The sequence below is a fragment of the Velazquezella soli genome, from assembly GCF_977018685.1.
Map to the genome: position 1 here is coordinate 1,387,626 of NZ_CDRNXF010000004.1, position 26,035 is coordinate 1,413,660.

Sequence of the window (26,035 nt, forward strand, 5' to 3'; positions counted from 1 at the left end):
ACGTTTAAGACAATGGCCGCTTCGGAAACGGGGCGGCCATTGTTGTTCCAGGGGTTGGGGAGAGGACGGTTCAAGCTGGAACGGGTGACGATCCTGCGGCCGTTTTCGGCAATGTGATGGTTTGGCGCAGTCCCTTATCGTCTTGATTGCGAAGCGCAATCTTTCCGCCATAGAGCTGTGCGAGTTCATTGGCGATCGTCAGGCCGAACCCATCTCCAGCGACCGTCTCATCCATCCGCACACCCGGCAAAAATGCTTTCTCGATCGTATCGTCGGAGATGCCGGGGCCATCGTCTTCGAGCGTGATGACGATCGAGCGTCCGTCCGTGCGGGCATCGATCGCGACAAGGCTGCCAGCCCATTTGAACGCGTTGTCTAGGAGATTGCCGACGATCTCGTCGAAATCCTCGGCCGCACAGGCAACCGAAATTTGCGGCTCGATCGTGCATTGCACCGAGATGCCCCGGTCAGCGTGGATGCGCGACATGACAAGCACAAGATCGTCTATGCGGGGGTTCACTTGTGTTGCCGAAACGGTGCCGCTGGAGGCAGTCTTGCGGGCACGGGCGAGATGATGGCGGATGCGCTGGTCGATCCTGTCGACCAGATCGCGCATCTCGCTGGTGGGATCGTTGGCGCCGTTCAAGGCTAATTGCAGGCTTGCAACGGGGGTCTTCAGGCCGTGCGCGAGGTTTGCGAAATGCAGGCGTGTTTCGGCGAGCCTCTCGGCATTCTTGTCCACGAGGCGGTTGATCTCGCGGGATGCGGGCTGCAACTCCTCGACGTCCTGATCCGGCAACCGCGGCAGCCCGCCTGCGGAAATGGATGCGATGTCTGACGTCAGTTGTCTCAGCGGTCGAAGCCCGTAGCGGACCTGCAGCAGGATGCCGCCGACGAGAACGCCACCCAAAAGAAGCATCGCAGGAACCAGCCACAGCAATGCCCGCCGGGCGGGTGCGCTCAGGGAAGATTGCGGCGCCGATGCAATGATCTCGACCGTCCGATCTCCGACCATCGTTTCCAGCGTTCGCAGATACAGTGTCTCGTCGCGGAAGGCGACACGATCGGCCGGATGTGGCTTGGGCTCCGCCGCGTGGCGCCAGTCGAAGGGGCGGGGCGGGCTTTCCAGGGTTTCCTCGGCCAGCGACCGGGAGGTTATGCGGGTCCGATCGTCGGACACCTGCCAGTACCAACCGGAGCGCGGACGATCGAATGGCGGGCCGTCGAGGTCTGCAGAGAGGACGACGTCGCCGGCACTGTCGGTGGTCAGTGCATTTCGCAATCCCTCGATCTGGGTGTCGAGCCGCTGATCGATCTGCTCCCTCACCACGCCCGCCACGATCAGGTAGAGAATGACGGATGCGACGATCACCGTCGCCGTCACGAAGATGATGGAAAAGCCGGCGAGCCGCCGGGCGATCGACGCCTGGCCGGATAGGTTGAGCCCGCTCATGGCGCTGCCGTCAGCATGTAGCCGCGGCCGCGAACGGTTTCGATCAGTTCCGCGCCGATCTTGCGGCGCAGGCGCGCGACGATCACCTCTATCGAATTGGAATCGACCTCGGCATCGCCTTCGTAGACGCGCTCGATCAGCTCGCGCCGATCGACGATGACGTCCTTGCGCAGGATCAGGCAAGAGAGCACGCGCCATTCCAGCGCGGTCAGCTTCAGCGATAGGCCATTGAACTGGAAGGTGCCGAGCTGGGCGTCGAACTCCAGGGGACCGCAGAGGATTTTGGAGGATGCATGGCCCGTGGCGCGGCGGACGAGGGCGCGCATGCGCAGCACCAGTTCCTCGATCTTGAACGGCTTGGTGAGGAAATCGTCGGCGCCCGCCTTGAAGCTCTCGACCTTGTCCGGCCATCCGTCGCGCGCGGTCAGGATCAGGACGGGGAGGGTGCGGCCCGCGGCCCGCCACGATTTCAGAACCGACACGCCATCGATCTTCGGTAGGCCCAGATCGAGAATGGCAACGTCGTAGAGTTCGGTCAGGCCTGCGTGCTCGGCATCCTCGCCGTTCTTTGCAATGTCCACGACAAAACTTTCGGCCCGCAGGCTGGCTGCGATGCGTTTGGAAAGATCGGTGTCGTCTTCGACCAGAAGTACGCGCATGTGCAACCCGTTTGCCGTGGTGGAGAGACGCTGTCCTATGGCGGCAAGGCTTAACTCAAACTGAACCACAAGGTTCAGGCTGTTATCGGTCGTCGGCTGATAAATCTCTCCTGGCATACCAAAACAGGAGAAGACCATGTCAATTTCGGACAACAACACGACCGTCGATCAGAAGGATGGTTCGGCCGACAAGCCGCATGCACCCAAGCCCCCGCACAAGACCGGCAACGGGCGCATGGCAACCTTCGGCGTCACGGCCTTGGCGATCCTTGCCATCGGGGCCGCGGCCGGAGCCGGCGCAATGAAGCTGACCGGGCCGAGCGTCGAGCTTGCGCCCATGAACCCGGTCGCCATCTCCGCCGTCAAGGAGGACAGCCTGGTGACGGTTAAGGGGACGGTAGCCGAGGTATTCGGCAACAAGTTCGTCGTTCAGGACGACAGCGGACGGGCACTGGTTGAAACCGGGCCATCGGGAGACGACGGCAAGCTTGTCGATCTCAACGAAGCCGTCAGTGTCCAGGGTCGCTTCGACAACGGCTTCCTGCACGCGACCTATATCGTTCGCCAGGACGGCAGCATGGAAGCGCTCGGCCCGGCCGGCGGCCCTCCGCGTCACGGACCAGCTGGTGGCCCTCCGCCTCATGGCCCGGCCGGCGGCCCTCCGTATGACGGTCCGCGCGGTGATATGCCGACACCCCCTGCGCCAAAAGGGTAAAGCCCTGGTTGCAAAACTTGGTGGCGGAGCCCTGACGGCAGGGTTGTAACGGGAAAGCGTTGCCCGATCTTCTTTCGGGCACGCTGGAACCCCGCGTCCGCCACCGGCGTTGGACGCCACAATTTTCAAGCATGTAGCATGATGAAGCGAGGCTGGCATGCGATCCACCCTACAGACAGGCCTGACTGATCGATCCCTGGTGGCACTTGCCGTCCTCAACTTCTTTCTCGCCGACGCCCGCGACGGGCTTGGACCGTTTCTCGACGGGTTTCTCGCTACCCACGGGTGGTCGCCGATGACGCTCGGCTTCATCGCCACGCTTGGCGGTGTACTCGGAATGATCGCCACGCCGCTGTTTGGGGCGTGGGTGGATGCCTCCAAGCGCAAACGCACGCTCATCATCATCCCGGTGATCCTGGTGACGGCGGCAGCCTTGTGGACGCTTGCCAGCCCCGGAAACGCATCGGTGTTCGGCGGTCAGTCGGCAACCGCCATCGTTGGCGCCGTCGTCGGTCCGGCGCTGATGGGGCTGACGCTTGGCCTTGTCGGCGAAAAGGCGTTTTCCCGTCAGGTGTCGCGAAACGAATTCTGGAACCATCTCGGCAACGTCGTCTCGCTTGCCGGCATCTATGTTGCGACTGTTTACTTCGGCGTCAGCGGTGTCATCGGATTGATGATCGTCACGGCGGTCGCCGCCATTCTGGCAGCGCTTGCGATCGACCCGGGGCGTATCAATCACAACGCGGCGCGCGGTCTGGCGCATGACGATGGAGCGCCGGGTCCCTCCGGCTATTCCGTCCTCGTGGGCAGCAAGGGGCTGATCCTGCTCGCCGTGACGCTGATGATCTTCCACTTCGGCAACGCGCCGATCAGCCGCCTCATTGCCCAGGACTTCTCGATCCATCTCGGGACGCCGTTCCAAACGACGGCGGTGACGACCGGCGTGTCGCAGCTGTCGATGATCGTCATGGCTTTAGCGGCGCCTTTCCTGATCCGGCGGTTCGGGCTGGCGACGGTCTTCCTCATCGCGCTGCTTGCATTGCCGATCCGCGGTGCGATTGCGGGCTCCTTCAGCAATTTCGCTGTGATCTATCCGGTGCAGATCCTCGATGGAGTTGGCGCAGGCCTGATCGGTATCGCGACCCCGATTGCGGCGGAACGGATCCTCGCGGGGACCGGTCGTTTCAATGTCGGACTGGCTGCGGTCATGACCGTTCAGGGCATCGGCGCATCGCTGAGCAACGTCGTCGCCGGCTGGCTGACGGATGTCGGCGGCTATGCGCTTGCCTACTGGGTGCATGGCGGCGTTGCAGCGCTGGCGGTTGCGGCCTTTCTCACCGGGCGCAAGAGCATTGCCCCTTCCCAAAAAGGTGCGAACAAGGCAGGAGACGATCGCGAGATCCCTGTCGCACCATAATCGTTTCGGTTGGACCATCCATGAACGCATTGACCATGACCTGGAGCATCGCCGGCCTGACAGCGCTCGGCGTCATTACCCGGCCGTTTGCCTGGCCGGAAGCGATATGGGCCGTGCTTGGCGCATCGCTGCTTCTGGCGTTCGGCCTGATCGCCCCCTGGGATGCCTGGGCCGGTGTTGCCAAGGGGCTCGACGTATACTTGTTCCTGATCGGCATGATGCTCTTATCGGAACTTGCCAGACGGGAAGGGCTGTTCGACTGGCTGGCATCGATTGCGACCGCCTATGCAAAAGGCTCGCCAAAGCGATTGTTCGTCCTGATCTATGGGGTCGGCATCGTCGTCACCGCGTTCCTGTCGAATGATGCGACCGCGGTCGTGCTGACGCCTGCCGTTTATGCGGCGTGCCGCACGGCAAAGGTGAAGGATCCGATGCCCTATCTTCTCATCTGCGCCTTCATCGCCAATGCCGCAAGCTTCGTGCTGCCCATCTCCAACCCGGCCAATCTGGTGATCTTCGGCGGCGGAACGATGCCGCCTCTGTCGCGCTGGCTCGCCACGTTCGGTCTTCCCTCGATCGTCTCAATCGTCGTGACGTTTATCGCACTTTATTGGACGCAGCGCTCGACCATCGCGGCCGACAGCGTGTCCCCCGTGGTTGAAAGCGTGCCGCTGTCGCATAGCGCAAGGCTGACGGGGATTGCCTTGTGCGCGACTGCAGTCCTGCTGCTCGGAGCATCGGCGCTGCATTTCGATCTCGGGTTGCCCACCTTTGTGGCCGGCTGCATCGCGACGGCGGCTGTTCTCGCGATCACCCGGCAGAGCCCTGTCGAAACGCTGAAGGGCGTGTCCTGGAGCGTGCTGCCGCTCGTCGCCGGCCTGTTCGTCGTGGTCGAAGCCCTTGACCGGACGGGCCTGATCGATGCCTTGGCGCATCAGCTGACCCAGAATGCCTCGCTCTATCCCGCCCAGACGGCGGCGATCGCCGGCACGGTCGTGGCGCTCGGCTCCAACCTCGTCAACAATCTGCCGGCCGGCCTTGTTGCCGGAAGCGCCGTGGAACTGGCGCATGTGTCCGACAAGATTGCCGGCGCGGTGCTGATCGGCGTCGATCTCGGCCCCAACCTCTCGGTCACCGGGTCGCTCGCGACCATTCTGTGGCTGACGGCGCTGAAGCGCGAAGGGTTGCACATCGGCGCTCTGAGCTTTCTCAAGCTGGGCGCCGTCGTCATGCTTCCGGCGCTCGCCCTGTCGCTTGCGGTGCTGCTCATCCAGTGAGGCGCTGGCGCGCTTTGCGGGCTAGTCCATCAATAGACCATCGCATCGAGGTCGGAGATCAGCGTTGGGCCGGTCGGGTGCCAGTCGAGCTTTGCTTGTGTCTTTGCGCTCGATGCCCTCATGTCCAGACCGACGAACCGTGCCATCGCGCCAAAATGCTCCGAAGCCTCGTCGGCTGAGATGGAAACAACAGGGACATTCAAGCCGCGACCCAGCGCTTCCGCGATAAGGCGCATCTCCACGCCTTCTTCGCCGACCGCGTGATAGCGCGCACCGGGTTCCGCTTTCTCGATGGCAAGGCGGTAGAGGCGCGCAACATCGTTAAGGTGACCGGCCGACCAGCGGTTCGTTCCGTCCCCCACGTAAGCTGAAACGCCTTTTGCTCTGGCAATGTCGAGGAGCGGCGAGATGAGGCCCTGCTTGAACGTGTTGTGGACCTGCGGCAGACGGAGCACGGAGACGTTGATCCCTCCGCCCAGAAGCCGGTTTCCAGCGCGCTCAGAAGCAATGCGCGGGTTTGGGTGATCCGTATCGAAGACGTCTTCGACAGCGAGCTCGCCTTTGCCGCGCGCGCCCATCGCGATGCTCGAGGTGATCAGCAGCGGGCGTTCGGAACCGGCAAGGGCTGATCCCAGCGCTTCGATGACCCGCCGGTCCTTTTCGCAATTCTCGGCGAACCGTTCGAAATTGTGGTCGAACGCCGTATGGATGACGGCATCCGCATTCCGGGCGCCGCGTTCTATGCTTTCGAGGTCTTCGAGCGTCGCCAGATGTGGCTCGACCCCTGATGCGATCAGCTTTTCGGCGCCTGCCTGCGAGCGGGTCATGCCGATGACTTCGTGGCCCGCGTCGAGAAGTTCAGGAACCAGCGCGGAGCCGATGAAGCCCGTGGCTCCGGTGAGAAATACACGCATTGTCATTCTCCAGTTGCTTTGACAGCGGGACTATCTGCGCTCTTCTTATTCCGTTAAAGTAGTGACCGTATCAGGGTATAATTGCTAACAGGGTATCGATGCCGGACATCACGCCGAATTCATTGGCAGCGTTTCTGAAAGATCGCCGGACGAGGCTCGACCCTGGCGCCTTCGGGTTTTCGGGAAGACGACGGACGCCGGGGCTTCGCCGCGAAGAGGTTGCTCAACGCGCCAATATCAGCCCGACTTGGTACACGTGGCTCGAGCAGGGCCGCGGCGGCGCGCCCTCGGCTGACGTGCTGCACCGGATCGCTTCCGGGTTGATGCTGACGGAGCCGGAACGCGAACACCTTTTCATGCTCGGTCTCGGACGGCCGCCGGAGGTTCGCTACAAGTCTACGGACGGGATTACGCCACGGCTCCAGCGTTTGCTCGATACGCTCGATGCGAGCCCAGCCTTCGTCAAGACTGCGACCTGGGATGTGGTGGCGTGGAATGCGGCAGCGGCCGTGGTTCTGACCGACTACGGGAAACTGCCCGAAGGCCAGCGAAACCTCCTGCGACAGATTTTCTTGAGCCCGTCGCTCCGCGCCAAGCAACATGACTGGGAAGGGCTCGCCCGGTTTGTCGTCGGCGCCTTTCGCGCCGATGCCGCACGGGCCGGTGCGATGTCGGAGGTTTCGGATCTCGTCGACGAGCTCTCGAAGTCCAGTCCGGAATTTGCGGCATTCTGGGGTGAAAACGACGTTAGGCTTCAAAGCGATGGCCTGAAGCGGATCGAACATCCGGATCTCGGCACGGTCGAGCTGGAGTATTCGGCCTTCTCCGTCGACGGTCGGCCGGATCTCGGCATGATGGTCTACAACCCGGTCGATCCGGCGATGGCCGCGAGAATCCGGCAGCGCGTCGCGGAGCGCACGGCATCAGCTAAACCCTGACCGCTCTATCTTACCAGGGAATACTGCTTCCATCATAGGCGACGAAAGAGCCGGAATTCTCCGGGGCGAGGCTGTTCAGCGTTGAGAGGATCGACGCTGCCGCCTGTTCCGGGCTGACCGTGTTGTGACCGCGTGAATAGGGGTCTGATAGACCCGTGCGAACCGTCCCCGGATGAATGGCGGTGATGACCGCTGCCGGATGGGTGCGGCCATATTCGATTGAAACGGTGCGGACAATCTGGTTGAGCGCCGCCTTGGCGGATCTGTAGGACACCCAGCCGCCGAGCCTGTTGTCGCCGATCGATCCGACACGGGCCGACAGGAATGCGGCGATCGAGCGGGTTTCGCGATCAAACAGTGGGAGAAAGTGTTTTGCCACAAGCGCCGGTCCCACGGCGTTGGTGCGGAACTGGGCCATCATCGTTTCGGGATCGAGCTGCCGCAGAGACTTTTCCGGGCCGCGGCCATCGGTCGTCAGGATGCCGGTGGCGCAAATGAGGAGGTGGATCGGCTTTGCCGAGATTGAGCCTGCAGCGTCCGCCACGCTCGCCTCGTCGGCGAAGTCCAGACCGTCGCGGCTGCGGGAAAAGGCGATCAGTTCGCCGAGATGCGGCTCGTTTTGCAGACACTCGCAGATCGCGGAACCGATACCGCCGCTTGCCCCGATCACTGCCGCACGGAACCCGTTCGGCAGCGATGCGAGAAGACTGGTTTCAGTGCCTGCCATGTCTGACATATCCGAGATACGCGCGTGTAGGTCGCTTCTTCATCGCACTATGCCCGAACTCCACGGTATTGGGTAGGCGTCGTCAGTCGGAGTTGATGGTCGGCAGATGGGTTTCAACTTCTCGAAGGCGCGCGGCTTCGAGCGGTTCGATCTGCGTCTTCCAGAACTCGTCTGCCTCGGCCGGTTCGTCATCCCACTTGCGGACGTCGGCGATGTTGTCATCGAGCTTCGCGCGGCGTGTGCCGCCGAGTTCGAGATACTTCATCGCGAGTTTCTTGGTCGAGGTTTCCTGATCGGTCATGAACCGGTTCCTTCCCGTTTCGTCAGTGTCTGCCAAGTCGCCTCAACCTCGTTCAAGCGCCGTTGCAGGCGCTCACGAGATCGGACCTTGAGTTAGATTAACGGCGCCCCGGTCATCCTGTTCCTGCCGCTGCACGTTTCCGGTGCAAGATATCGGCGGGTCTGGAACAGAAGCCAAGCTCGCCAGTTGACCCGCGTCATCAAAAGGAGAAATCGCATGGCTCACATCGAAGACGAACACGAGAAGGTCTGGGACCTTGCGGAGAAGATCGGATTTTGCATGCTCACGACCCAGTCGGGTACGGATCTGCGGGCTCGGCCGATGGCGGCCTATGCCGAGCGTCTTGAGAATGCGTTCTACTTTCTGACGGATGTGGCAAGCCACAAGGACGAGGAAATCGCGCGCTACCCGAACGTTTGCCTGGCGTTTGCCGATTCCAAGGGCCAGAAATACGTGTCCATTTCGGCGACGGCAGAAGTGCAGAACGATCGCGAGAAGATCCGCGACCTCTGGGCGACACCGGCAAAGGCCTGGTGGGACAGCCCCGAGGATCCTTCGATCCGCGTCCTGAAGATCACGCCGTCAGCAGCGGAATACTGGGATAGCCCTGGCACAGTCATCAGCTACATCAAGATGGCGGCAGCCGCCGTTTCCAGTTCGAAGCCCGACATGGGCGACAATGCCAAGGTTCAGATGTAACCTTCATGGCGGACGGGCAACCGTCCGCCATTCTTCTGCGGCCCGCATAGACGGGCCGGCGTCTCAGTTGAAATCGCCGATCGTTCCGGTTTGAAAGATAATCACCGGTTCGCCTTCCTCCCCGACAGCTGGCGATGCCTCGCGCTTCCAGACGACTGCTCCGGCATGTCGATCGCCGAGTTTGCGGGCCTCATCGATCGCAGCCGTCTCGTCTTGTGCTTCCCTTACCGCGAACACCGGAACGGTCTGCCCTCTCTCATCAAGATCGAAGGCGAGGACGAAGATAGATTTGAACGCTCCGGGCATCAGTTTTCATTCCTTGATATGGCTTTGGACGCCGGCACGCTCGCTTTGATGGCGACCGGAAACAACGGCGTCTCGATCTTCCGCAAATATCGCGGAGGTTTCATGCTGCCAGGGTCCATCGAGGTATTTCCACAGATCAACACCTGTAATCTCGATGGTGTGAGGCTGAAACGTCGCGCGAAGCTCCTGATACAGCCGGTCGGCCCGGTCCTTCGATACCTTGTTCTGGATCGTGATATGCGGCTGCCATTTCTGCATGTCCTGCGGGCCGAGCCAAGGAAGGAAGGCCTCCTTCAACCGGGCTCGCACATCCTGAAGCGCGGCACTGTCGATCGTGAAGGCGACGCCCGCACCGAGATGGCGGACGGCGCTGACCTCGGCTTTGATCGATGACCCAGCCTCGGCGACCCGTTTGAGGTGCTCGACGATCCGCTCGGTGTATTCGCCCGGCAACCGATGAAACATCGTCAGATGCGCACCGAGGAAATTCCGGTCCGGTGGGAAATGGGTTTTTCGCAATAGATCGAAAGACGCTCTGTCGCCTTCCGTGATACGGGCTGTCAGGATCAGCGGCTGAAGCGTCTTCACGGGGATTGAACCTTCTGGGTCAGGTTTCGAACGGGTCTTTGAAAGTCGAGATCTGGGATGCGGGCTTGCTATATCAATCTTTCAGTTGCGCGAACCAATCCGCATAGGGCGTGTTCTTGGCCATATGCCGGTTGAGGTCGGGCTCGCCGTCATCCCACCAGACGGGGCCGCGTTCGCCAAGCTGAACCTTCGCATCGTCCACGCGGCGGCGCGCTTCGGCCTTCGCCTCGGTTTTGCCTTTCGCATCGCGGACGGCCCGGCGTGCCGACATCAGGTCCGAAACCAGCCGCTGACGCGTCTCGGCGTCCAGCCCCGGGTTGCTTCGACGCCAGAGCCTGCCGCGGACGACGAAGTATTTGCCGTCGGGTGTGTCGGGATACTTTTCCTCACTCATCGTCCAACCCTGGTTTTCGCCATACCGATTAAAGGAGTGTTCCCTGCGGCGGGTCAACGAGGGGCGGCTGTGGTTGTTCACCGCGGCGCGTCAATTCGGTGCGGGCGCTGAAGCGGATATCGATATCCCGGTCTTCCGCGAGGTCTCGAAGCGCATCGTCGCTGATCCGGTCCCAGGTCTTGCCGCGATCCGCGCCTGATGGCACGCGCGGCAGCAGACCCGGCTCGCTGCTCCAGGCCAGGAGGTCTTCGAGTGATGCCTCGTTGAGGAGGTCGCGCAGGTGGTGCGCCGTGACATAGGCATCGGGCATGGCACGATGAGCCGGCAAGCCGATCTCGTGGACCAGACCTTCGGGCATACGCAGGTAGCGCAGCATCTGGTTGGAGAACCGCGGCAGTTCGGGCCAGACCCGCAGGCTGCATTTCCAGGTGCAGATCCAGGGCAGGCCACCCGTCAGCCGCGGTGTACAGTATCGCTGTTCGAAGGCTGCGCGATGGGCGGCAAGCGCTTCGATCCGGTGCGGGGGACGCAGGACAGTCGGTGCGATATCCTTCCAGAACGGCGCGTCGGCGACATGGCTGTCGAGGATATGATGGATCGCGATCGTGTCGGGTGACATCGGACGGCCGGGATTGACCAGAAGTGCACCGCGGTCCTCGTCGACCTGCCATCTTCCGTCTGCCCCTTGGGTGACATCCTGCCAGCCGATCTCGCAGACGTCGTTCGGTCCGTTGCCGCCGGTCTCGAGGTCGATGACGCGGATGGTGGGATTGCTCATGTCGAAGTCCTTACCCGGCGCTCTTGATGTGCTTGTCGATTATAAATCGAGACCGAGCTGCGGTTGTTCCACATCATCCGGCCCGGCGCCGACCAGCGACGAGAGGGACACACCCAGCAGCCTTACCGAACGCCGGAACGGATAGACGGTTGCCAGGAGCCCCGATGCCGCCGCCAGCACTTCCGCGACGCTTGCATAGGGGAGGGACGCCGTGCGGCTGCGTGTCGCCTGGGTGAAGTCGGAATATTTGATCTTCACGGTGACGGTCTTGCCCGAAATGCGATGCGCTTCGCAGTGGCGCCAGACCTTTTCGGCGAGCGGCTTCAGTTCGGCCGTGGCGAGGTCGAGGGCGTCGATATCCTCAACGAACGTATCCTCGGCGCCGACGGATTTGCGGATCCGGTCGGGACGCACCTGTCGCTCATCGATGCCGCGCGCGATGCCGTAGAAATACGGTCCGGATTTGCCAAAGCTCTCGGCGAGAAACTGCAGCGACTTCGACTTGAGGTCAGCGCCGGTCTCGATGCCGTATTTTTTCATCCGCTCGGCAGTCGCCGGCCCGACGCCGTGGAATTTCTTGACCGGCAGCGATTCCACGAAGCCCGGGCCGTTCTTTGGCGTGATCACGGCCTGGCCGTTCGGCTTGTTGAGGTCGCTTGCCATCTTGGCGAGGAACTTGTTGTAGGAGATGCCGGCCGATGCGTTGAGGCCCGTCACCTGCTTGATCTTGGCCCGGATCTCCAGCGCAATCTCGGTGGCGATCTCCATGCCTTTCAGGTTCTCGGTAACGTCGAGATAGGCCTCGTCGAGAGACAGCGGTTCGATCAGCGGCGTGTATTCCGCAAAGATCTCGCGGATTTGCCGGGACACCGACTTGTAGACCTCGAAGCGCGGCGGCACGAAGATCAGATCCGGGCATTTGCGCTTGGCAGTGACGGAGGGCATGGCGGAGTGAACGCCGAAGGCGCGTGCTTCGTAGCTTGCGGCCGCCACAACGCCGCGCGCCGCGGATCCGCCGACAGCCAAAGGCTTGCCGCGCAGGTCAGGATTGTCGCGCTGCTCGACGGAGGCATAGAACGCATCCATGTCGACATGGATGATCTTGCGGGTGGATATGGAGGCCGTGACATTCATGCGGGCGTGCGGTTTGCTGGATCGTATGGAAACAAAAAGAGAACATAGCAGTCTTCCGACAAATATCCAAGCTCTCTGCCCAGCTTCCTGTGCATGAGGGAAACAAGCGGGCTTTGAAGGCGTTTGCTTCTGGTGATCATCAACAGGAGACAGTTTCATGGCTGACGACAGCACGACAACCATTCGAGCGACTTTCGACACCCGTGCGGCCGCAGACCTTGCGGTCGAACATCTGGTGCAGCAGCACGGTATCTCGCGTCCGGATATCTTCATCCAGTCCGTCGGTGCCGACAACACGGTCGGATCCGCTCCGTCGGGTGGCGATGCGTCGCATGATGGCGGAGAGCGCACCGATGGCCCGCTGGAGGGCGAGATCGAGGTTTCCGCCGATATCACTGAGAGCAAGATGGCGGCGGTGCAGAAGAGTTTTGGCGAAGCAGGCGCGATACGCGTGACCGGCCGCTGACTTCAGTGAACCGAGGGGCCGGCTCTCAGCCGGCTCCATATGGCGGTGAGCTCAGAGGTTTGCTGCAATCGAATCGGCGACGAGCAGCGCATGTTCCGCAACCTGCGGAAAGCCCATCAGCTCGCCAAAATGTCCGCGTGCCAGCGGGCCGGCGATGAAAAGCTTTGGTTCGGGCTTGCCATCCGCGTCTATCGCGTTGGACTGCTCGTTGCAGGAAAGACCAAGCCCCGTCGGATCGAGGTGCAGAAAGCCGTGATCGCCGAGTTGCCGCAGCCATTGCTGGCTCTGCAGCACGTTGCCGTGGGCGGGGCCGGTCGTGACCGCGACGGCATCGAACTGGTGGACTTCGACACCATCCTGCCCGCGCCGCTTGATGGTGACATCGATGATGTCTCCGTCGGTGCTGACGTCGACGATGCCTGCGGCGAGGATGTCGAGCCTGCCGGCTGCCGCTTCCGCGTCGAGCACGTCTTCCACCTGCGGCGCAATCCGGAAGCGGTGGACGTCCCAATAGGGACGCAGGTGTCGCACGATCCGGCGGCGTGCCTCGAGCGGCAGATGCTTCCAGATGCCGCCGCCTTGCGAGCGCAACTGGTCGAGAACCGCATGCCAGGTCTGACCATCTGCCTGTGCTTCCCTGATCGCGGCCCGCACGCGGTGTAGGATCTCGGATGCGCTAGTGGCGGGATGGTCGAGAAAGTCGCCGAACGGTTCCTGCGCGAAGGTGGCGTGTCCGCGCGAGCGGAGGCCACGGCGCGAGAGGGCGGTAATGCTGCCGCTATGCCCGCAACGCTTCAACGAAGCGATGACATCTGCGGAGGTCAGCCCGTTGCCGACGACGAGGACCCGATCGTCGGCCCGGATCGGCGCCAATGCGTTCGGCGCTGTCGGGTCCGCGACATAGCGCGGATGCTCGGCCAGTCGTCTCAAGGAGCGTGGGGCAACGGGAGCAGGGTGGGTGGCAGCGATCACCAGGATATCGGCAACCAGCGTCTGCCCGGTGGTATCGGTGACATGCCATTGGTCGTGCCGCTTTTCGACGCCGTTCACCGCGGCGCAGATATGGCGGACGGCTCCTGATGCCAAAAGAGGTTGAAGGTTGGACAGGACATAGTTTCCGAAGATGCCCCGGCGCGGAAACACGTTGCCATCGGCGCGAAATGCCGCCTCATCGTCCGCAACGGAGCCGGTCGTTTCCATCCATCTCGAAAAATGCTCGGGATCGCCAGGAAGTATGCTCATTCGCGTTGCCGGGACGTTGATCCGGTGCACCGGGTCGCGCGTATCGTAGGCGAGACCCCTGCCGATTTCGGCACGCGGCTCGAAAATGGTGATGTCGACGGCGTCCGCCTTGTGGCCCGTCGCGAGATGGAAAGCGACCGCTGCCCCGGTCACGCCGCCGCCGATAATGGCGATTGAAGATCGTGTTTGTTCAGGCCGTTCAGACGTCTTCGATGCTGTCACTGTCAGTCACTTCGGTTAGACGCGGCCGCTCTTTTAAACTCGCACGGTACGTCGTTGAATCAAAAATCGATAGGCGCTGCGCTTGCAAAAACGGGCTTTTTCCTAGGCATCGGAAACGGAGCACGTTTATCCCTTGGCGCGGCTAAATTTAGTCCAGTGTTCTCGCAGGCAATATTGTTCACGACTCCCTCTGACGCGACATTACACATCAAAGATCGGGAAGGAATGGAGAGCGTGATGATTGGTGGCGGCTTTTCGATATTTGGGATCGATCTGTTCGGATCGACAAGGCAGTTTGCCGGTGACCGAAAAGAAGAAGCCGCGGCATTGCCACGGCTCGAGACGCAGAAGGTCGAGGAGACTGATGCCGATCGACTGACGGATACCGACCAGCAGGACATTTTTCTCTGGAGTACGTCTCTCGCCTACTGATACATGACGCGGAAGCCGGTCTCAGCCGGGCCTTCGTCATGTCTCAACCGTCCGGATGACGGGAATCGCAAGCAGTTTTCATCAGATAGAAGTTCGGGCGCCCGCAGTGGAGCGCCCGAAACCATTAATCGAGAAGTTCGGCAGGCACCTTGCCGCCGTTTTCGGACAGCTTCTTCAGCAGCGCCTTGTGTAGCCACATGTTCATCGTGGCGGAATCGCTCTGGTCGCCGGTGTAGCCGAGTTCTTCGGCCAGTTCCTTGCGCTCCGAAAGGCTCGCGTCCATGCCGAGCGCCTTCATCAGGTCGACGATCGAATGCTTCCAGTCGAGCTTCTGGCCGCTCTTCTTGACGGCTGCGTCGAGGACCGGTGCGATATCGACGGTCTGCATCGTGGCAGAGGTCGAGCCTGGAGTTGCGACTGGCGGTGCGCCTGCAGTCTTCGGCGCAGCCTGGGCTGTTCCGCCGACCGGCGGGGCTGTGGTCGCAGCAGGTTCTGGCGTCGCCATGGACGTCGGTGTCGGCTCGGCGCCTGTTGGCGAAGCCGGTGCAGCTGCTGCAGGATGACCGAAGATGGCGTCCTTGATCTTGCTGAATATGCTCATGGATAGTTCCTCCGTTGGTTTATGCCATACATGGTACGAGATCGCGTCGATGACGGATCACTTTAGTTCTGCGGGACGACGACGCGATCGCCGCGTGAGCCGCGGTCTGAACGGTCCGGTCCGCCACGACCGCTGGAACGGTCACGGCCATCGCGACCACCCCGATCATTGCGGCCGTCGCGGTCGTTGCGGATGTAGCCGGGGCGCTCCGGGCGGTCGCCACGGTTCCAGTCCCGATGCGGGCGATCGTTGTCACGGTCGGGCCGGCGGCCGTCGTGACGGCCGTGGTGGCGATCGCGGTCGCGGTGATGACGGTAACGGTAGTTCGGACCGTCGTAACGGTTGAACCGGTCGTAGCGATCGGACGAACGGCACTCGGTGTAGGTGCCGCCTTCGCTGACGCAGCCCGCCAGCATCAGGCAGGCAAGACCGACAGCGGTCACCGCCTTCAATGCTCTGAATTTCATGTGATTGCCCCTGTTACCATTTTATCGAGTGCTAAACAGGAGAAGGGGCCAAGAAGTTCCTCATATACCTCTTCGGGCGTGCGTGGCGCTGCAACAGTTTTTGATGTCGTAATCTGAGGTGACCTGTCGCGTCTGTCCCTCTAGTATCGCGGCTTCACTCGGTTGGGGCATGCAATGGCAGAATTTCCGCAAAAGGCTAAGGTCGTCATCATCGGGCTCGGTGGCATCGTCGGTGCGTCGATCGCGCATCACCTTGTCGAGCGCGGCTGGGACGATATCGTCGGCATCGACAAGTCTGGGGTCCCGACCGATATCGGGTCGACCGCGCATGCCTCGGACTTCTGCTACACGACCAGCCATGACTACCTGTCGGTCTGGACCACCCAGTATTCGGTGGATTTCTACGAGAAGATGGGGCACTACGCCCGCATCGGCGGCCTCGAAGTCGCCCGCACCGGCGACGATGCCTGGATGGAAGAGATCAAGCGCAAGCTGACCTCTGCCAAAGCCTTCGGCACCCGGGCGCATTACGTCTCGCCGTCCGAGATCAAGGCGATGTTCCCGCTGATCGAGGAAGATCAGGTGCAGGGCGGTCTGTTTGATCCAGATGCCGGTCTCGTCATTCCGCGCTCGCAGACAGTCGCCGGCAAGCTGGTGGACGCCGCCGAAAAAGCCGGAAAGCTCAAGGTATTCGGCAATACGGCGGCGCAGTCTCTGATTATCGAGGGCGGCCGCATCAAGGGCGTCGTCACCCACCGCGGCACGATCATGGCCGACCATGTCGTCGTCTGCGCCGGCATCTGGGGCCGGCTGATTGCCGAAATGGCGGGCGAGGATCTGCCGGTCATGCCGGTCGATCATCCGCTGACCTTTTTCGGGCCCTATAACGAGTTCGAAGGCACCGGCAAGGAAATCGGCTATCCGCTTTTGCGCGACCAGGGCAATTCGGCCTATATGCGCGACACCGGCGATCCGAAGACGACCGAGGGTGGTCAGATCGAGTGGGGTTACTACGAGACCACCCATCCGCGCCTCTGTCATCCCCGCGACATTCTTGAAAAGCACGAAGCGCGGCTGTCGCCGTCGCAGCGCGATCTCGACATGGAACAGATCATCGAGCCGCTGGAAAAGGCGATCGAGCTGACGCCGATCCTCGGCGAACTCGGCTATAACGAAGGGCATTCGTTCAACGGCCTCTTGCAGGTGTCGGCCGGCGGCGGTGCCTCCTGCGGCGAAAGCCAGAAGGTGCGCGGGCTCTGGTACTGCGTTGCCATCTGGGTCAAGGACGGCCCGGCCTATGGCAAGCTGATCGCCGACTGGATGACCGACGGCCGCACCGAGATCGACCACAACTCCATTGATTACGCGCGCTTCTATCCGCATCAGCTGACGGAAGAGTTCATCGAGGGGCGCACCTTTGAGGCGGCCCAGAAGATCTATTTCCCGGCCGTTCATCCGCGCGAACCCTATGCGACGGGCCGCGGCGCCAAGCGTTCGCCGTTCCACGACCGCGAACAGGAACTCGGCGGTTACTTCATGGAACTCGGCGGCTGGGAGCGTGCCCACGGCTACGCGGCCAACGAGCATCTGCTGGAGAAATACGGCGACCGGGTGCCGAAGCGCGAAAACGAGTGGGACAGCCGCCACTTCTGGCGCGTGTCGAATGCCGAGCATCTGGCGATGAGCGAGGATTGCGGCATCGTCAACCTGTCGCATTTCCACATGGTCGATATCGAGGGGCCCGACCATGTCGAGCTGCTCGAATGGCTGTGTGCGGCCAAGATCGGTGGCGACGGCAATATCGGCAAGGGTATCTACACCCACTTCCTCGACGACGAGGGCATGGTGCGGGCAGATTTCACCGTCTTCCGTCTGGCTGACCGCGGCCGTCTCGTCAACGGCGCCGATGCCGGCCCGCGGGACCTGCTCTACATGAAGCGTGTCGCGCAGGATCGTGGCCTCAACGTCACCATTACCGATGTCTCGGAAAAGTTCATCACCATCGGCATCTGGGGCCCGAACGCTCGCGAAAACCTCAAGAAGGTCGTGGCCGACCCTGAAGGTCTCGATGTCGAGAACTTCGCCTTCGCCGCGATCAAGCCGATCGAGATCGCCGGCAAGCATGTCACGGCGTTCCGCATCTCCTATGTGGGCGAGCAGGGCTGGGAACTGCATATGAAATACGAGGACGGCGTTGCCGTCTGGGATGCGCTGCGTGCCACCGGCGTGATGGCCTTCGGCGTCGAAACCTATGCCAACTCACGCCGCATGGAAAAGAGCCTGCGCCTGCAGAACGGCGATCTCCTGACCCAGTACAACCTGATCGAAGCGGATCTTGCCCGTCCAAAGGTCAAGGAAGCCGATTTTTGCGGCAAGGCGAAGCATCTCGAATACAAGGCCCGCGACCATCAGCCGGCGATGCTCTGCACGCTCTTGATGACCGACAATGTCGATGCGTCCGGTGTCGCCCGCTATCCGGTCGGCTCGCTGCCGGTGATGGATCCTGACACGGGCGAGGTTCTAATCGACGACCTTGGACGGCGTTCCTATACGACCTCGATCGCCTACGGCCCGACGATCGGCAAGAACATCGCGCTCGCCTATCTGCCCTGGTCGCATTGCCAGGTCGGCCGGAAACTGACGGTGGATTATTTCAACGAGGCCTTCCCGGTGGAAGTCGCAGCGGTCGGTTACAAGCCGCTCTACGACCCTGAAAATCTCAAGCCGAGAAGCTGATCGGCTTCGGGTCTGACAAACAAAAAACGCTCCGCGGATGTCCACGGAGCGTTTTTTTATTAGCTGAGACTGATCTTAGTACTGCGCAGTCGGGGACGAAGAGCCCTGCTGGTTGCCGTTGAGGCCGGTTGCGACGACCGACACGCGGAACTTGCCGTCGAGGTTCTTGTCGAAGATCGCGCCGACGACGATGTCGGCCTCGGCTTCGACTTCGTCACGGATGCGGCTCGCAGCTTCATCGACTTCGAACAGTGTCATGTCGGTACCGCCTGAGATCGAGATGAGCACGCCCTTGGCGCCCTTCATCGAGATGTCGTCGAGCAGCGGATTGGCGATGGCGGCTTCGGCGGCGATCAGCGCGCGGCCATCGCCGGAAGCTTCGCCGGTTCCCATCATCGCACGACCCATGCCCTTCATCACCGATTTCACGTCGGCGAAGTCGAGGTTGATCAGGCCTTCCTTGACGATCAGGTCGGTGATGCAGCTGACGCCCGAAAACAGCACGCGGTCCGCGATCATGAAGGCGTCGGCGAAGCTGGTCTTGGCGTCGGCAATGCGAAACAGGTTCTGGTTCGGAATGACGATGACCGTATCGGCGGCTTCACGCAGGGCTTCGATACCCTCGTTGGCCGTCTTCATGCGGCGGTGCCCTTCAAACGAGAAGGGTTTTGTGACGACCGCAACCGTCAGGATGCCGGCAGAGCGTGCTGCGCGTGCAATCGCGGGGGCCGCACCCGTTCCGGTGCCGCCGCCCATGCCGGCGGTGACGAAACACATGTGCGAGCCGGCGAGATGATCCATGATCTCGTCGATCGATTCTTCGGCCGCCGCGCGGCCGATATCCGGCAGCGAGCCAGCACCGAGACCTTCGGTCACCTGCGCACCCAGCTGGATTCGGCGCGACGCCTTGGATGTTGCCAGAACCTGGGCATCCGTATTGGCGGCGATGAATTCCACGCCGTGGAGATTTTCCGTGATCATGTTGTTGATCGCGTTACCGCCACCGCCTCCGACACCGATCACGGTTATCTGCGGTTTCAATTCGGTCAAGCCGCTCTTAATATCCGTCATCTTCGTCTCCTTCAGCTCCTTCCGGTCGTCCCATACCAGAAGGACGGCGAATCGCCCCGCAGGCTATCTGTCCGCAAGGTCATAGACCAGAGCGCTGTCAGGCCAAAGAGGCAGGAGTAGGGTGAGGGCGATGTCATCGCGATTTAATGTACAGCATCCCTGAATTGAGCGCCTCACAAAGGTCGCGACCAATCCAAAATAGACCGTTGCGTAAATTGGTATGTTATACTATTACACTCAGCAACGGCAGAGATCGCGCGGGGATCGCTCTGGACAAGCACCGGCGTGTTCCCTATCAGTTGGAGCGCTACGGTTCTGCAATCGCAGATGAAAAGGGAATGCGGTGAGGCTTTCGGGCCAAGTCCGCGACTGCCCTCGCAACTGTAAGCGGCGAGCCAGCCATCGATACCACTGATCATCCGATCGGGAAGGCGATGGAAGGCGTTCGAGCCGCAAGTCAGGAGACCTGCCGTGGCATGGACAACCAACACCGGACGAGGGGTTCCGGCAGGGAGATGATTATGACGCAAGCAATGCGCTCGTGCGCCATTTTGACGTCGAGCCGCGATGCGGCTTCAGGTCGTCCTGCCCTTTTTTCCGATTATTAAAGGACAGGACATGAAATCAGGGCTTATCGCCGCCTTAGTTGCGGCACTTCCCACATTCGCCTTTGCCGCACCGACCAGCTACCCGCTGACGATCGAGAATTGCGGTCGCCCCGTCACGTTCGAGAACGCGCCCCAGAAGATCGTTTCGATCGGTCAGGGCATGACCGAAGTGCTTTATTCGCTCGGGTTGGCCGACAAGGTGGCGGGCACTGCCGTCTGGGTCGGGCCGGTGCTTTCGCCCTATGCAGAGGTGGATGCGAAGATCAAACGGCTTGCCGACAACGACCCGAGCTTTGAATCGGTCGTCGGTCTCGAACCGGATCTGGTTGCTGCCGAGTTCGAGTGGCATGTCGGGCCGATGGGGTCCGTCGGCAAGCGCGAGCAGTTTTCCGATCTCGGCATCAACACCTATGTCTCGCCCGCCGATTGCGTCGCCAAGACCAATGTCGATGGCGGGGACGGCGTTCGCAACGAACTGTTCAAGATGGACCTGATCTACCGCGAGATTACCGAGCTCTCGAAGATCTTCGACGTCGAGGACAAGGGCACGGCCCTGATCGCAGACCTGAAACAGCGCGAAGCCGCAGCCGTCGCATCGATCAAGGGCGTTGAGCTAAAGAACCTGCCGATCGTCTTCTGGTATTCCAGCAAAGAGACCAAGGGCGACGCCTTTATCGCGGGCAAGAACAGCGCACCGGCCTATATCCTCAACACGATCGGCGCCCGCAATGTGGTGACGACGGAAGAAGAATGGCCGCTGGTCGGCTGGGAAACGATTGCTGAGGCCAACCCCTCCGTCATCGTCGTAGCCACCATGGACCGTCGCCGCTATGCCGCGGATGATCCTGCCGTGAAGATCAAGTTCCTCGAGACTGATCCCGTCGTCAGCCAGCTGGATGCGGTGAGAAAGAAGCGTTTCGTGATGATGGACGCCCAGTCGATGAACCCGACGATCCGCACGATCGAGGGCATCGAGACGCTCGCCCGGGGCATCCAGTCCTTCGGCCTTGCGAATTAGGGTGCGGCGGGAGATGATATCTTTCCCTGTTTCCGCCATCGTCGATGAGGCGAATTTGCCCGACCTGCCCAGGCGCCCCAAGTGACGCGATCCCGTATCGGACGTTGGGCGCTAGGTGCCGCAGGCGTGTTCCTCGTGCTATCGGCGCTTCTCGTCGCCATCGTTGCCGGGGTGGCGATCGGTGAGATGACCATTCCCATGGAGACGACGATTTCTGCGGTGACAAACCGGCTCGGCTTTACGGCCGTGGCCTTGCCGCGCATCCAGGAAGCGGTGATCTGGGACTATCGCCTGTCGCGCTCACTGGTCGCGGCGTTTTGCGGCGCCGGCCTGGCGCTGTCGGGGGCGATCCTCCAGTCTCTGCTGCGGAACTCGCTGGCCGAGCCTTACGTGCTCGGCATCTCGGCTGGGGCATCGACCGGTGCGGTCAGCGTCATGCTGCTCGGCTTTGGCGCGGGCGCGATCTCGCTTTCCGCCGGAGCCTTTGCCGGCGCGCTGATCGCCTTCGTCTTCGTGGTAATGTTGTCGAGCGGACGCCAGACGGCGGACCGGACCATTCTGGCCGGCGTCGCCGCCTCGCAATTGTTCAACGCGCTCACCTCCTACATTGTCTCGACCTCTGCCAATGCCGAACAGGCGCGCAGCGTGATGTTCTGGCTGCTCGGCAGCCTTGCCGGCGTCCGCTGGCCGGAGGTGACGCTTGCCGCATCGGTCGTGACCGTCGGGCTCGTCGTCTGCATCTGGCATGCGCGGGCGCTCGATGCGTTTACCTTCGGCGAGGATGCGGCGCGTTCGCTCGGCATTGCGGTACGGAGGGTCCGCGTGGTGCTGTTGCTTGTCACGGCGCTGATGACGGCGACGATCGTCAGTATGGTCGGCGCGATCGGCTTTGTTGGGCTCGTCATTCCGCATGCCGCCCGGTTTATCGTCGGCCCCGGCCATATCCGGCTTCTGCCGGCCTGTGCGCTGATCGGGGCGCTGTTCATGGTGCTCGCCGATATCGTCTCGCGCATCGTCATCGCACCGCAGATCCTGCCGATCGGGGTGGTGACGGCGCTGGTCGGCGTTCCCTTCTTCTGCGTCATTCTCTACCGGGCGAGGAGGGTCGCATGACAACCGATACCGTCTCCGCCCCGGTTTTGGCCGCCAGTGCGGTTCGCTGGCTCGCCGGGCGCAAGGTGATCGTCGATGGCGTCACCGTGTCGGTCGATGAGGGCCGGACGCTCGGGCTGATCGGGCCCAATGGTTCCGGCAAGTCGTCACTGATCCGCCTGCTTGCGGGTCTGCGGCCACCCGCCGCCGGCAAGGTCACGCTCGATGGCAAGCCGATGAGCGGTTTCGGACGGCGCGAGCTCGCCCGCCGGGTTTCCGTGGTCGAACAGCATTCGGCAACCGAGGCGAATGTCACCGTCATCGACGTGGTCCGGCTTGGACGCACACCATACCGGTCGGCGCTGTCGCCATGGACGCAAGAGGACGACCGGATCGTGACCGAAGCCTTGGTGCGCGTCGGGCTGGATGATCGCCACGAGCAGTTCTGGCATACGCTGTCGGGTGGCGAGCGTCAGCGCGTGCAGTTAGCCCGGGCGCTCGCACAGTCGCCGTCGGTGCTGATCCTCGACGAACCCACCAACCATCTCGATATCCAGCACCAAATCGACATCCTGCGGCTCGTCTCGGAGCTACCGCTGACGACGGTCGTTGCGATCCACGATCTCAACCTCGCCGCCCGGTTCTGCGACGTGATCGCCGTGCTTTCGGAGGGACGGCTGGTCGCCTGCGGTTCGCCCACCGATATTCTGACCGAGCAGATGATCGCCGACGTGTTCTGTGTTGAAGCCCATGTCTCGACCTCACCGCATCACGGCCGGCTGCATATCCAGTTCCTGATGTGAACCGATCTAGGCGGCGGCGATCTGCAGCAGGTTGCGCAGCAGCATCGCACGGGTGAGAGCGCCGACCGAACCCTGCGGCGGCGTCACCCAGCCTGCGACATCGGCGACATCGGCTGCGACATCCGAGACCATCGATCCATCTGCGCCGTAGCTGATGCCGACGCCGACGACGGCGGCACCGGGCTTGACCATGTCTGCGGTGACGAAACCGGGCTGGCCGAGGGCGGCGATGACGATATCGGCACGCCTGATGTCCTCGGCAATATCCTGCGAGCCGCTATGCAGAAGGGTGACCGTCGCATCGATTCCGCGAGCTGAAAGAAGCATGGCAAGCGGGCGCCCGACGAGCTGGCCGCGGCCGATGATGGCCACCCGGCGTCCGGCTAACGGTACGGCATTGTCCTGCAGAAGCGCAAGGATCGCAGCCGGTGTACAGGGCAGGAGCCCCGGCTTTCCCGCCAGGAGCAGACCGAGGTTTTGCGGATGCAGGCCGTCGATATCCTTGGCCGGCGACACGGCGGTCATGACGCGTGTCTCGTCGATGTCAGCCGGCAGCGGCAGTTGCACCATTTGCCCGTGAATGGCGGGGTCAGCATTCACGGCGGCAATCTGGTCGAGCAGGGCTTCGGTGGTCGTATCCGAGGGCAGGCGCAGGTCGATGGCCTCGATACCGACCTCGACGCAGTCTGCATGCTTTCGGCCGATATAGGTGGCGCTGGCCGGATCGTCTCCCACCAGCACCGTCACCATCTTCGGTGCAATGCCGCGGGCGCGGAGACCGGCAACCTCTGCTGCCATCTCGCGCCTCAGCCGGGCGGCGAGGGCTTCGCCGTCCAGCAGTGTTGCGGTCGTTCTTGGCAGGGTCACGCTCATTTCAGGCCGATCGAGGGATCGATGAAGCGGTTGGTAACGACCTGGTCCGGCTTCACATCCGGATCGGCGCGCTCGTCGAAGCGCGGCTTCACCAGTTTGAGCATCTCGGCGACGCGGTCCATGTCGAAATCGCCGATCGTCGCGTTGGGGCCGTTGCCGATAATGCCGGTGTCGACCATCGTCTTTGCGGCATAGGCCATCAGCTCGGGCGCCGTCTTCCACCAGCTTGCGGCATGACCGGCGGCGTTGAAGTCGACGATCACCTTGTTTGCCTCCGCCGGATCCCTGGCGTAGTCGGCGGTTGCCTGCTGCAGAAGCGGAACGAGCTTTGCCAGGCACGGTGCCAGCTCTTCCATTTTCGATGTCGCGACGGAGAGCATGCCGGTGTAGTTGCGATAGCCGAGGTCGTTCATGTTGAGATAGCCGATCGGCTTGCCCCAGTTGTTGCCGTGCTCGAACTTGTAGACTTCGCTGGTGACAAAGCCCTGGTTCAGCCATGTGCCGTTGTTGGTGACGAAATTCTCGCCGTCGCCGCGATAGCCCTCGACGAACACGTCTGCGGGGACGCCCTGCTCGACGAGGTAGAGGCCGAAGGTGCGCTTGATCGTCGAGACGTAGATCTTGCCCTTGCCGCTCTCTGCGAAGGTCTTGAGATCGGCAATCGACTTGAAGCCGTCAGGATAGGTGGCCTTGTCCCACAGGAGAACCGTTGGTGCGATATCGAGCGGCGCCATGACGCCGACCACGGGAAAGCGCTTGGAAAAGATAAAGGCGTTGTCCAGTTCCTGATAGCCGAGATGCGGCGTGACGCCGGCCTTGGAATTGCCCATGTAGAGCGCCGAATAGGCGGTCTCGCCATCGCCCATGCCAAGCCCGCCGCCGCCCTCAAGGATGGTCAGCTCGATGCCGGTCGCGCCGAGCGGGCCGGTATATTGGCCCGACGTCATCTCTCCGCCCGAGCCGATCAGCTGGTAGAGGGGACCTTGCTCGGCCTGGGCCAGCCAGTCCTTCTGGATGATGAACGGGCTGGGGCAGACATCGGCGAGCGGCGTCTTGTAGTGGCTCTTGGCGAACTCGCCGGCAGACGCACCGTTTGCTGTAGACAAGGCCGTTGCGAATGTGGCGATCGCCATTGCGGCGGTCAGTGTGGCAGTCAGCTTTTTTGTCATGTTCGTTCCCCTGATTGCTTTTTTCTAGGTCAGTTCAACAGCGATGTCAGCGTTGCCTGTCGCTCGATTCGTGCCAATGCGCAAACAGACGGTTCCCGAGCCAGTTGAAGGACAGGTAGACGGCGATCGACAGGGCAGAGGCGACAATCAGCGCGGCATACATTTGCTCGTATTTGAAATCGATCTTGGCATTCATCAGCAGCTGACCAAGGCCTCCCTTGCCGGACAGGAAGAACAGTTCAGACACGATCGCGGCGATGACGGCGAGGCTTCCGGAAATCCGCAGGCCTGCAAAGAGCGTCGGCGCGGCAGACGGCAGCGCGGCCTTGCGCAGCATCACCCACCAGGAGGCATTCTGCAGCTTGAAAAGTTCGAGAATGTTGCGGTCGACGCTTTTGAGGCCGAGCAGCAGCGTCGTTGGAATGGCGAAGAAGGTGAAGAGCGCGACGATCAGCACCTTGGGCAAGAAGCCGAAGCCGAGGGCGCTCTGGATCAGCGGGATGATCGCCATGATCGGGATCGACTGCAGCGCGACGAGATAGGGGAAGACGGCCTTTTCCAGCGCATAGACGCGGAACATGACGATGCCGAGCATGATGCCGACGGGGATCGAGACTGCAAGTCCCGCAATCGCGATCGAGATCGTGGTCAGGGCCCGCGTGAGCAGCTCGGTGCGGAAGCTCGCAATGCCGAATGCCTGGTTCCACAGGCCCTCCGCACTCGGCATCAGGAACTGGCGATGCGCTGGAAGGTCGGCCCGGATCAGGGCGTAGGCTGCGACGATCAGGATGCCGAGGATGAGAGGCGGTGCGAAGCTTAAGACGAGGCGGCGGCCGACGCTTGGTGCCGGTGCAAGCGGGACGGGGCTGTAGCGCTCGACCTGCGCCTTCAGCGGCGTCGATTTGTAAGCGGCGACAATAGGATCCGACATGGCG

28 protein-coding genes and 1 riboswitch are annotated in these 26,035 nt (G+C 62.0%); of the genes, 11 read left to right on the forward strand and 17 right to left on the reverse strand.

What is annotated here, in order from left to right:
• Window positions 1–70 precede the first annotated feature (70 nt).
• Together AC0JZ8_RS10240 and AC0JZ8_RS10245 are read right to left on the reverse strand one after the other, a co-directional pair.
• A complete protein-coding gene (locus AC0JZ8_RS10240; RefSeq protein WP_471892419.1) occupies window positions 71–1,453 on the reverse strand; it encodes a sensor histidine kinase in 1,383 nt (460 codons plus the stop codon).
• Window positions 1,450–2,112, reverse strand: coding sequence for a response regulator transcription factor (locus AC0JZ8_RS10245; protein WP_062455050.1), 663 nt, complete (start codon window positions 2,110–2,112; stop codon window positions 1,450–1,452). The genes AC0JZ8_RS10240 and AC0JZ8_RS10245 overlap by 4 nt, the downstream gene beginning before the upstream one ends.
• A 136-nt stretch (window positions 2,113–2,248) precedes the next feature.
• On the opposite strand from AC0JZ8_RS10245, the gene AC0JZ8_RS10250 reads away from it, so the two are divergent.
• From AC0JZ8_RS10250 to AC0JZ8_RS10260, 3 genes are all read left to right on the forward strand, one after another.
• A complete protein-coding gene (locus tag AC0JZ8_RS10250) occupies window positions 2,249–2,827 on the forward strand; it encodes a hypothetical protein (RefSeq protein ID WP_471892420.1) in 579 nt (192 codons plus the stop codon).
• 157 nt (window positions 2,828–2,984) lie between these two features.
• A complete protein-coding gene (locus AC0JZ8_RS10255; RefSeq protein WP_471892421.1) occupies window positions 2,985–4,244 on the forward strand; it encodes an MFS transporter in 1,260 nt (419 codons plus the stop codon).
• Window positions 4,245–4,264: 20 nt separating this feature from the next.
• Window positions 4,265–5,521 carry an arsenic transporter gene (locus AC0JZ8_RS10260; protein WP_471892422.1) on the forward strand — a complete coding sequence of 419 codons (1,257 nt, stop codon included), beginning with the start codon at window positions 4,265–4,267 and terminating at the stop codon, window positions 5,519–5,521.
• Window positions 5,522–5,550: 29 nt separating this feature from the next.
• Here AC0JZ8_RS10260 and AC0JZ8_RS10265 read toward each other — a convergent pair whose 3' ends face one another.
• Window positions 5,551–6,435, reverse strand: coding sequence for an SDR family oxidoreductase (locus AC0JZ8_RS10265; protein WP_471892423.1), 885 nt, complete (start codon window positions 6,433–6,435; stop codon window positions 5,551–5,553).
• A 98-nt stretch (window positions 6,436–6,533) separates the two neighbouring features.
• Here AC0JZ8_RS10265 and AC0JZ8_RS10270 point away from each other — a divergent pair, with 98 nt between their 5' ends.
• Window positions 6,534–7,373, forward strand: coding sequence for a helix-turn-helix transcriptional regulator (locus AC0JZ8_RS10270; protein WP_471892424.1), 840 nt, complete (start codon window positions 6,534–6,536; stop codon window positions 7,371–7,373).
• A gap of 10 nt (window positions 7,374–7,383) precedes the next feature.
• Here the strand turns inward: AC0JZ8_RS10270 and AC0JZ8_RS10275 are convergent, their stop codons facing one another.
• Together AC0JZ8_RS10275 and AC0JZ8_RS10280 are read right to left on the reverse strand one after the other, a co-directional pair.
• The gene (locus AC0JZ8_RS10275) at window positions 7,384–8,100 is read right to left on the reverse strand and encodes an SDR family oxidoreductase (RefSeq protein WP_471892425.1); all 717 of its coding nucleotides are present in this window, start codon (window positions 8,098–8,100) and stop codon (window positions 7,384–7,386) included.
• A gap of 82 nt (window positions 8,101–8,182) precedes the next feature.
• Window positions 8,183–8,401, reverse strand: a complete 219-nt coding sequence (locus tag AC0JZ8_RS10280; protein ID WP_062455061.1) for a hypothetical protein — start codon at window positions 8,399–8,401, stop codon at window positions 8,183–8,185.
• 216 nt (window positions 8,402–8,617) lie between these two features.
• Here AC0JZ8_RS10280 and AC0JZ8_RS10285 point away from each other — a divergent pair, with 216 nt between their 5' ends.
• Complete coding sequence (locus AC0JZ8_RS10285; RefSeq protein ID WP_062455064.1) at window positions 8,618–9,100, forward strand: pyridoxamine 5'-phosphate oxidase family protein; 483 nt, start codon at window positions 8,618–8,620, stop codon at window positions 9,098–9,100.
• 63 nt (window positions 9,101–9,163) lie between these two features.
• Here AC0JZ8_RS10285 and AC0JZ8_RS10290 read toward each other — a convergent pair whose 3' ends face one another.
• From AC0JZ8_RS10290 to dinB, 5 genes are all read right to left on the reverse strand, one after another.
• The gene (locus tag AC0JZ8_RS10290) at window positions 9,164–9,406 is read right to left on the reverse strand and encodes a hypothetical protein (RefSeq protein WP_471892426.1); all 243 of its coding nucleotides are present in this window, start codon (window positions 9,404–9,406) and stop codon (window positions 9,164–9,166) included.
• A gap of 6 nt (window positions 9,407–9,412) precedes the next feature.
• Complete coding sequence (locus AC0JZ8_RS10295; protein WP_471892427.1) at window positions 9,413–9,994, reverse strand: 2'-5' RNA ligase family protein; 582 nt, start codon at window positions 9,992–9,994, stop codon at window positions 9,413–9,415.
• 73 nt (window positions 9,995–10,067) lie between these two features.
• Entirely contained in the window at window positions 10,068–10,388 is a 321-nt protein-coding gene (locus tag AC0JZ8_RS10300) for a hypothetical protein (RefSeq protein ID WP_471892428.1), read from the reverse strand.
• A 28-nt stretch (window positions 10,389–10,416) separates the two neighbouring features.
• Window positions 10,417–11,166: a DNA polymerase III subunit epsilon gene (locus AC0JZ8_RS10305; protein ID WP_471892429.1), complete on the reverse strand. Its 750-nt coding sequence runs from the start codon at window positions 11,164–11,166 to the stop codon at window positions 10,417–10,419.
• Between the two features lie 39 nt (window positions 11,167–11,205).
• A complete protein-coding gene (dinB, locus tag AC0JZ8_RS10310) occupies window positions 11,206–12,300 on the reverse strand; it encodes a DNA polymerase IV (protein WP_113109842.1) in 1,095 nt (364 codons plus the stop codon).
• Window positions 12,301–12,457: 157 nt separating this feature from the next.
• Between dinB and AC0JZ8_RS10315 the strand changes: the two genes are divergently transcribed.
• Window positions 12,458–12,766, forward strand: a complete 309-nt coding sequence (locus AC0JZ8_RS10315) for a hypothetical protein (protein ID WP_062455075.1) — start codon at window positions 12,458–12,460, stop codon at window positions 12,764–12,766.
• 51 nt (window positions 12,767–12,817) lie between these two features.
• Here the strand turns inward: AC0JZ8_RS10315 and AC0JZ8_RS10320 are convergent, their stop codons facing one another.
• A complete protein-coding gene (locus tag AC0JZ8_RS10320) occupies window positions 12,818–14,230 on the reverse strand; it encodes an FAD/NAD(P)-binding protein (RefSeq protein WP_471892430.1) in 1,413 nt (470 codons plus the stop codon).
• Between the two features lie 54 nt (window positions 14,231–14,284).
• Between AC0JZ8_RS10320 and AC0JZ8_RS10325 the strand changes: the two genes are divergently transcribed.
• Window positions 14,285–14,662 carry a hypothetical protein gene (locus AC0JZ8_RS10325; protein ID WP_471892431.1) on the forward strand — a complete coding sequence of 126 codons (378 nt, stop codon included), beginning with the start codon at window positions 14,285–14,287 and terminating at the stop codon, window positions 14,660–14,662.
• Window positions 14,663–14,786: 124 nt separating this feature from the next.
• Here AC0JZ8_RS10325 and AC0JZ8_RS10330 read toward each other — a convergent pair whose 3' ends face one another.
• Entirely contained in the window at window positions 14,787–15,263 is a 477-nt protein-coding gene (locus AC0JZ8_RS10330) for a DUF3597 domain-containing protein (protein WP_113109845.1), read from the reverse strand.
• Window positions 15,264–15,325: 62 nt separating this feature from the next.
• Entirely contained in the window at window positions 15,326–15,730 is a 405-nt protein-coding gene (locus AC0JZ8_RS10335; RefSeq protein WP_471892432.1) for a hypothetical protein, read from the reverse strand.
• 174 nt (window positions 15,731–15,904) lie between these two features.
• On the opposite strand from AC0JZ8_RS10335, the gene AC0JZ8_RS10340 reads away from it, so the two are divergent.
• Window positions 15,905–18,466 carry a GcvT family protein gene (locus AC0JZ8_RS10340; protein ID WP_471892433.1) on the forward strand — a complete coding sequence of 854 codons (2,562 nt, stop codon included), beginning with the start codon at window positions 15,905–15,907 and terminating at the stop codon, window positions 18,464–18,466.
• A 75-nt stretch (window positions 18,467–18,541) separates the two neighbouring features.
• Here the strand turns inward: AC0JZ8_RS10340 and ftsZ are convergent, their stop codons facing one another.
• Complete coding sequence (gene ftsZ / locus AC0JZ8_RS10345; protein WP_062455086.1) at window positions 18,542–19,537, reverse strand: cell division protein FtsZ; 996 nt, start codon at window positions 19,535–19,537, stop codon at window positions 18,542–18,544.
• A gap of 293 nt (window positions 19,538–19,830) precedes the next feature.
• Window positions 19,831–20,025, forward strand: a riboswitch (cobalamin riboswitch).
• Window positions 20,026–20,155: 130 nt separating this feature from the next.
• Here ftsZ and AC0JZ8_RS10350 point away from each other — a divergent pair.
• From AC0JZ8_RS10350 to AC0JZ8_RS10360, 3 genes are all read left to right on the forward strand, one after another.
• Complete coding sequence (locus AC0JZ8_RS10350) at window positions 20,156–21,163, forward strand: ABC transporter substrate-binding protein (RefSeq protein ID WP_471892434.1); 1,008 nt, start codon at window positions 20,156–20,158, stop codon at window positions 21,161–21,163.
• Between the two features lie 81 nt (window positions 21,164–21,244).
• On the forward strand, window positions 21,245–22,276 hold the full coding sequence (locus AC0JZ8_RS10355; protein ID WP_471892435.1) for a FecCD family ABC transporter permease: 1,032 nt from the start codon (window positions 21,245–21,247) through the stop codon (window positions 22,274–22,276).
• A complete protein-coding gene (locus tag AC0JZ8_RS10360) occupies window positions 22,273–23,058 on the forward strand; it encodes an ABC transporter ATP-binding protein (RefSeq protein WP_471892436.1) in 786 nt (261 codons plus the stop codon). Before AC0JZ8_RS10355 ends, AC0JZ8_RS10360 begins: the two co-directional genes overlap by 4 nt.
• Before the next feature lie 6 nt (window positions 23,059–23,064).
• Here the strand turns inward: AC0JZ8_RS10360 and AC0JZ8_RS10365 are convergent, their stop codons facing one another.
• From AC0JZ8_RS10365 to AC0JZ8_RS10375, 3 genes are read right to left on the reverse strand one after another with little or no spacing between them, the layout of a single operon-like run.
• Complete coding sequence (locus AC0JZ8_RS10365) at window positions 23,065–23,925, reverse strand: bifunctional 5,10-methylenetetrahydrofolate dehydrogenase/5,10-methenyltetrahydrofolate cyclohydrolase (protein ID WP_471892437.1); 861 nt, start codon at window positions 23,923–23,925, stop codon at window positions 23,065–23,067.
• Window positions 23,926–23,927: 2 nt separating this feature from the next.
• Window positions 23,928–25,100, reverse strand: coding sequence for a hypothetical protein (locus AC0JZ8_RS10370; RefSeq protein ID WP_471892438.1), 1,173 nt, complete (start codon window positions 25,098–25,100; stop codon window positions 23,928–23,930).
• A gap of 46 nt (window positions 25,101–25,146) precedes the next feature.
• The gene (locus tag AC0JZ8_RS10375) at window positions 25,147–26,031 is read right to left on the reverse strand and encodes an ABC transporter permease (protein ID WP_471892439.1); all 885 of its coding nucleotides are present in this window, start codon (window positions 26,029–26,031) and stop codon (window positions 25,147–25,149) included.
• Window positions 26,032–26,035 lie beyond the last annotated feature (4 nt).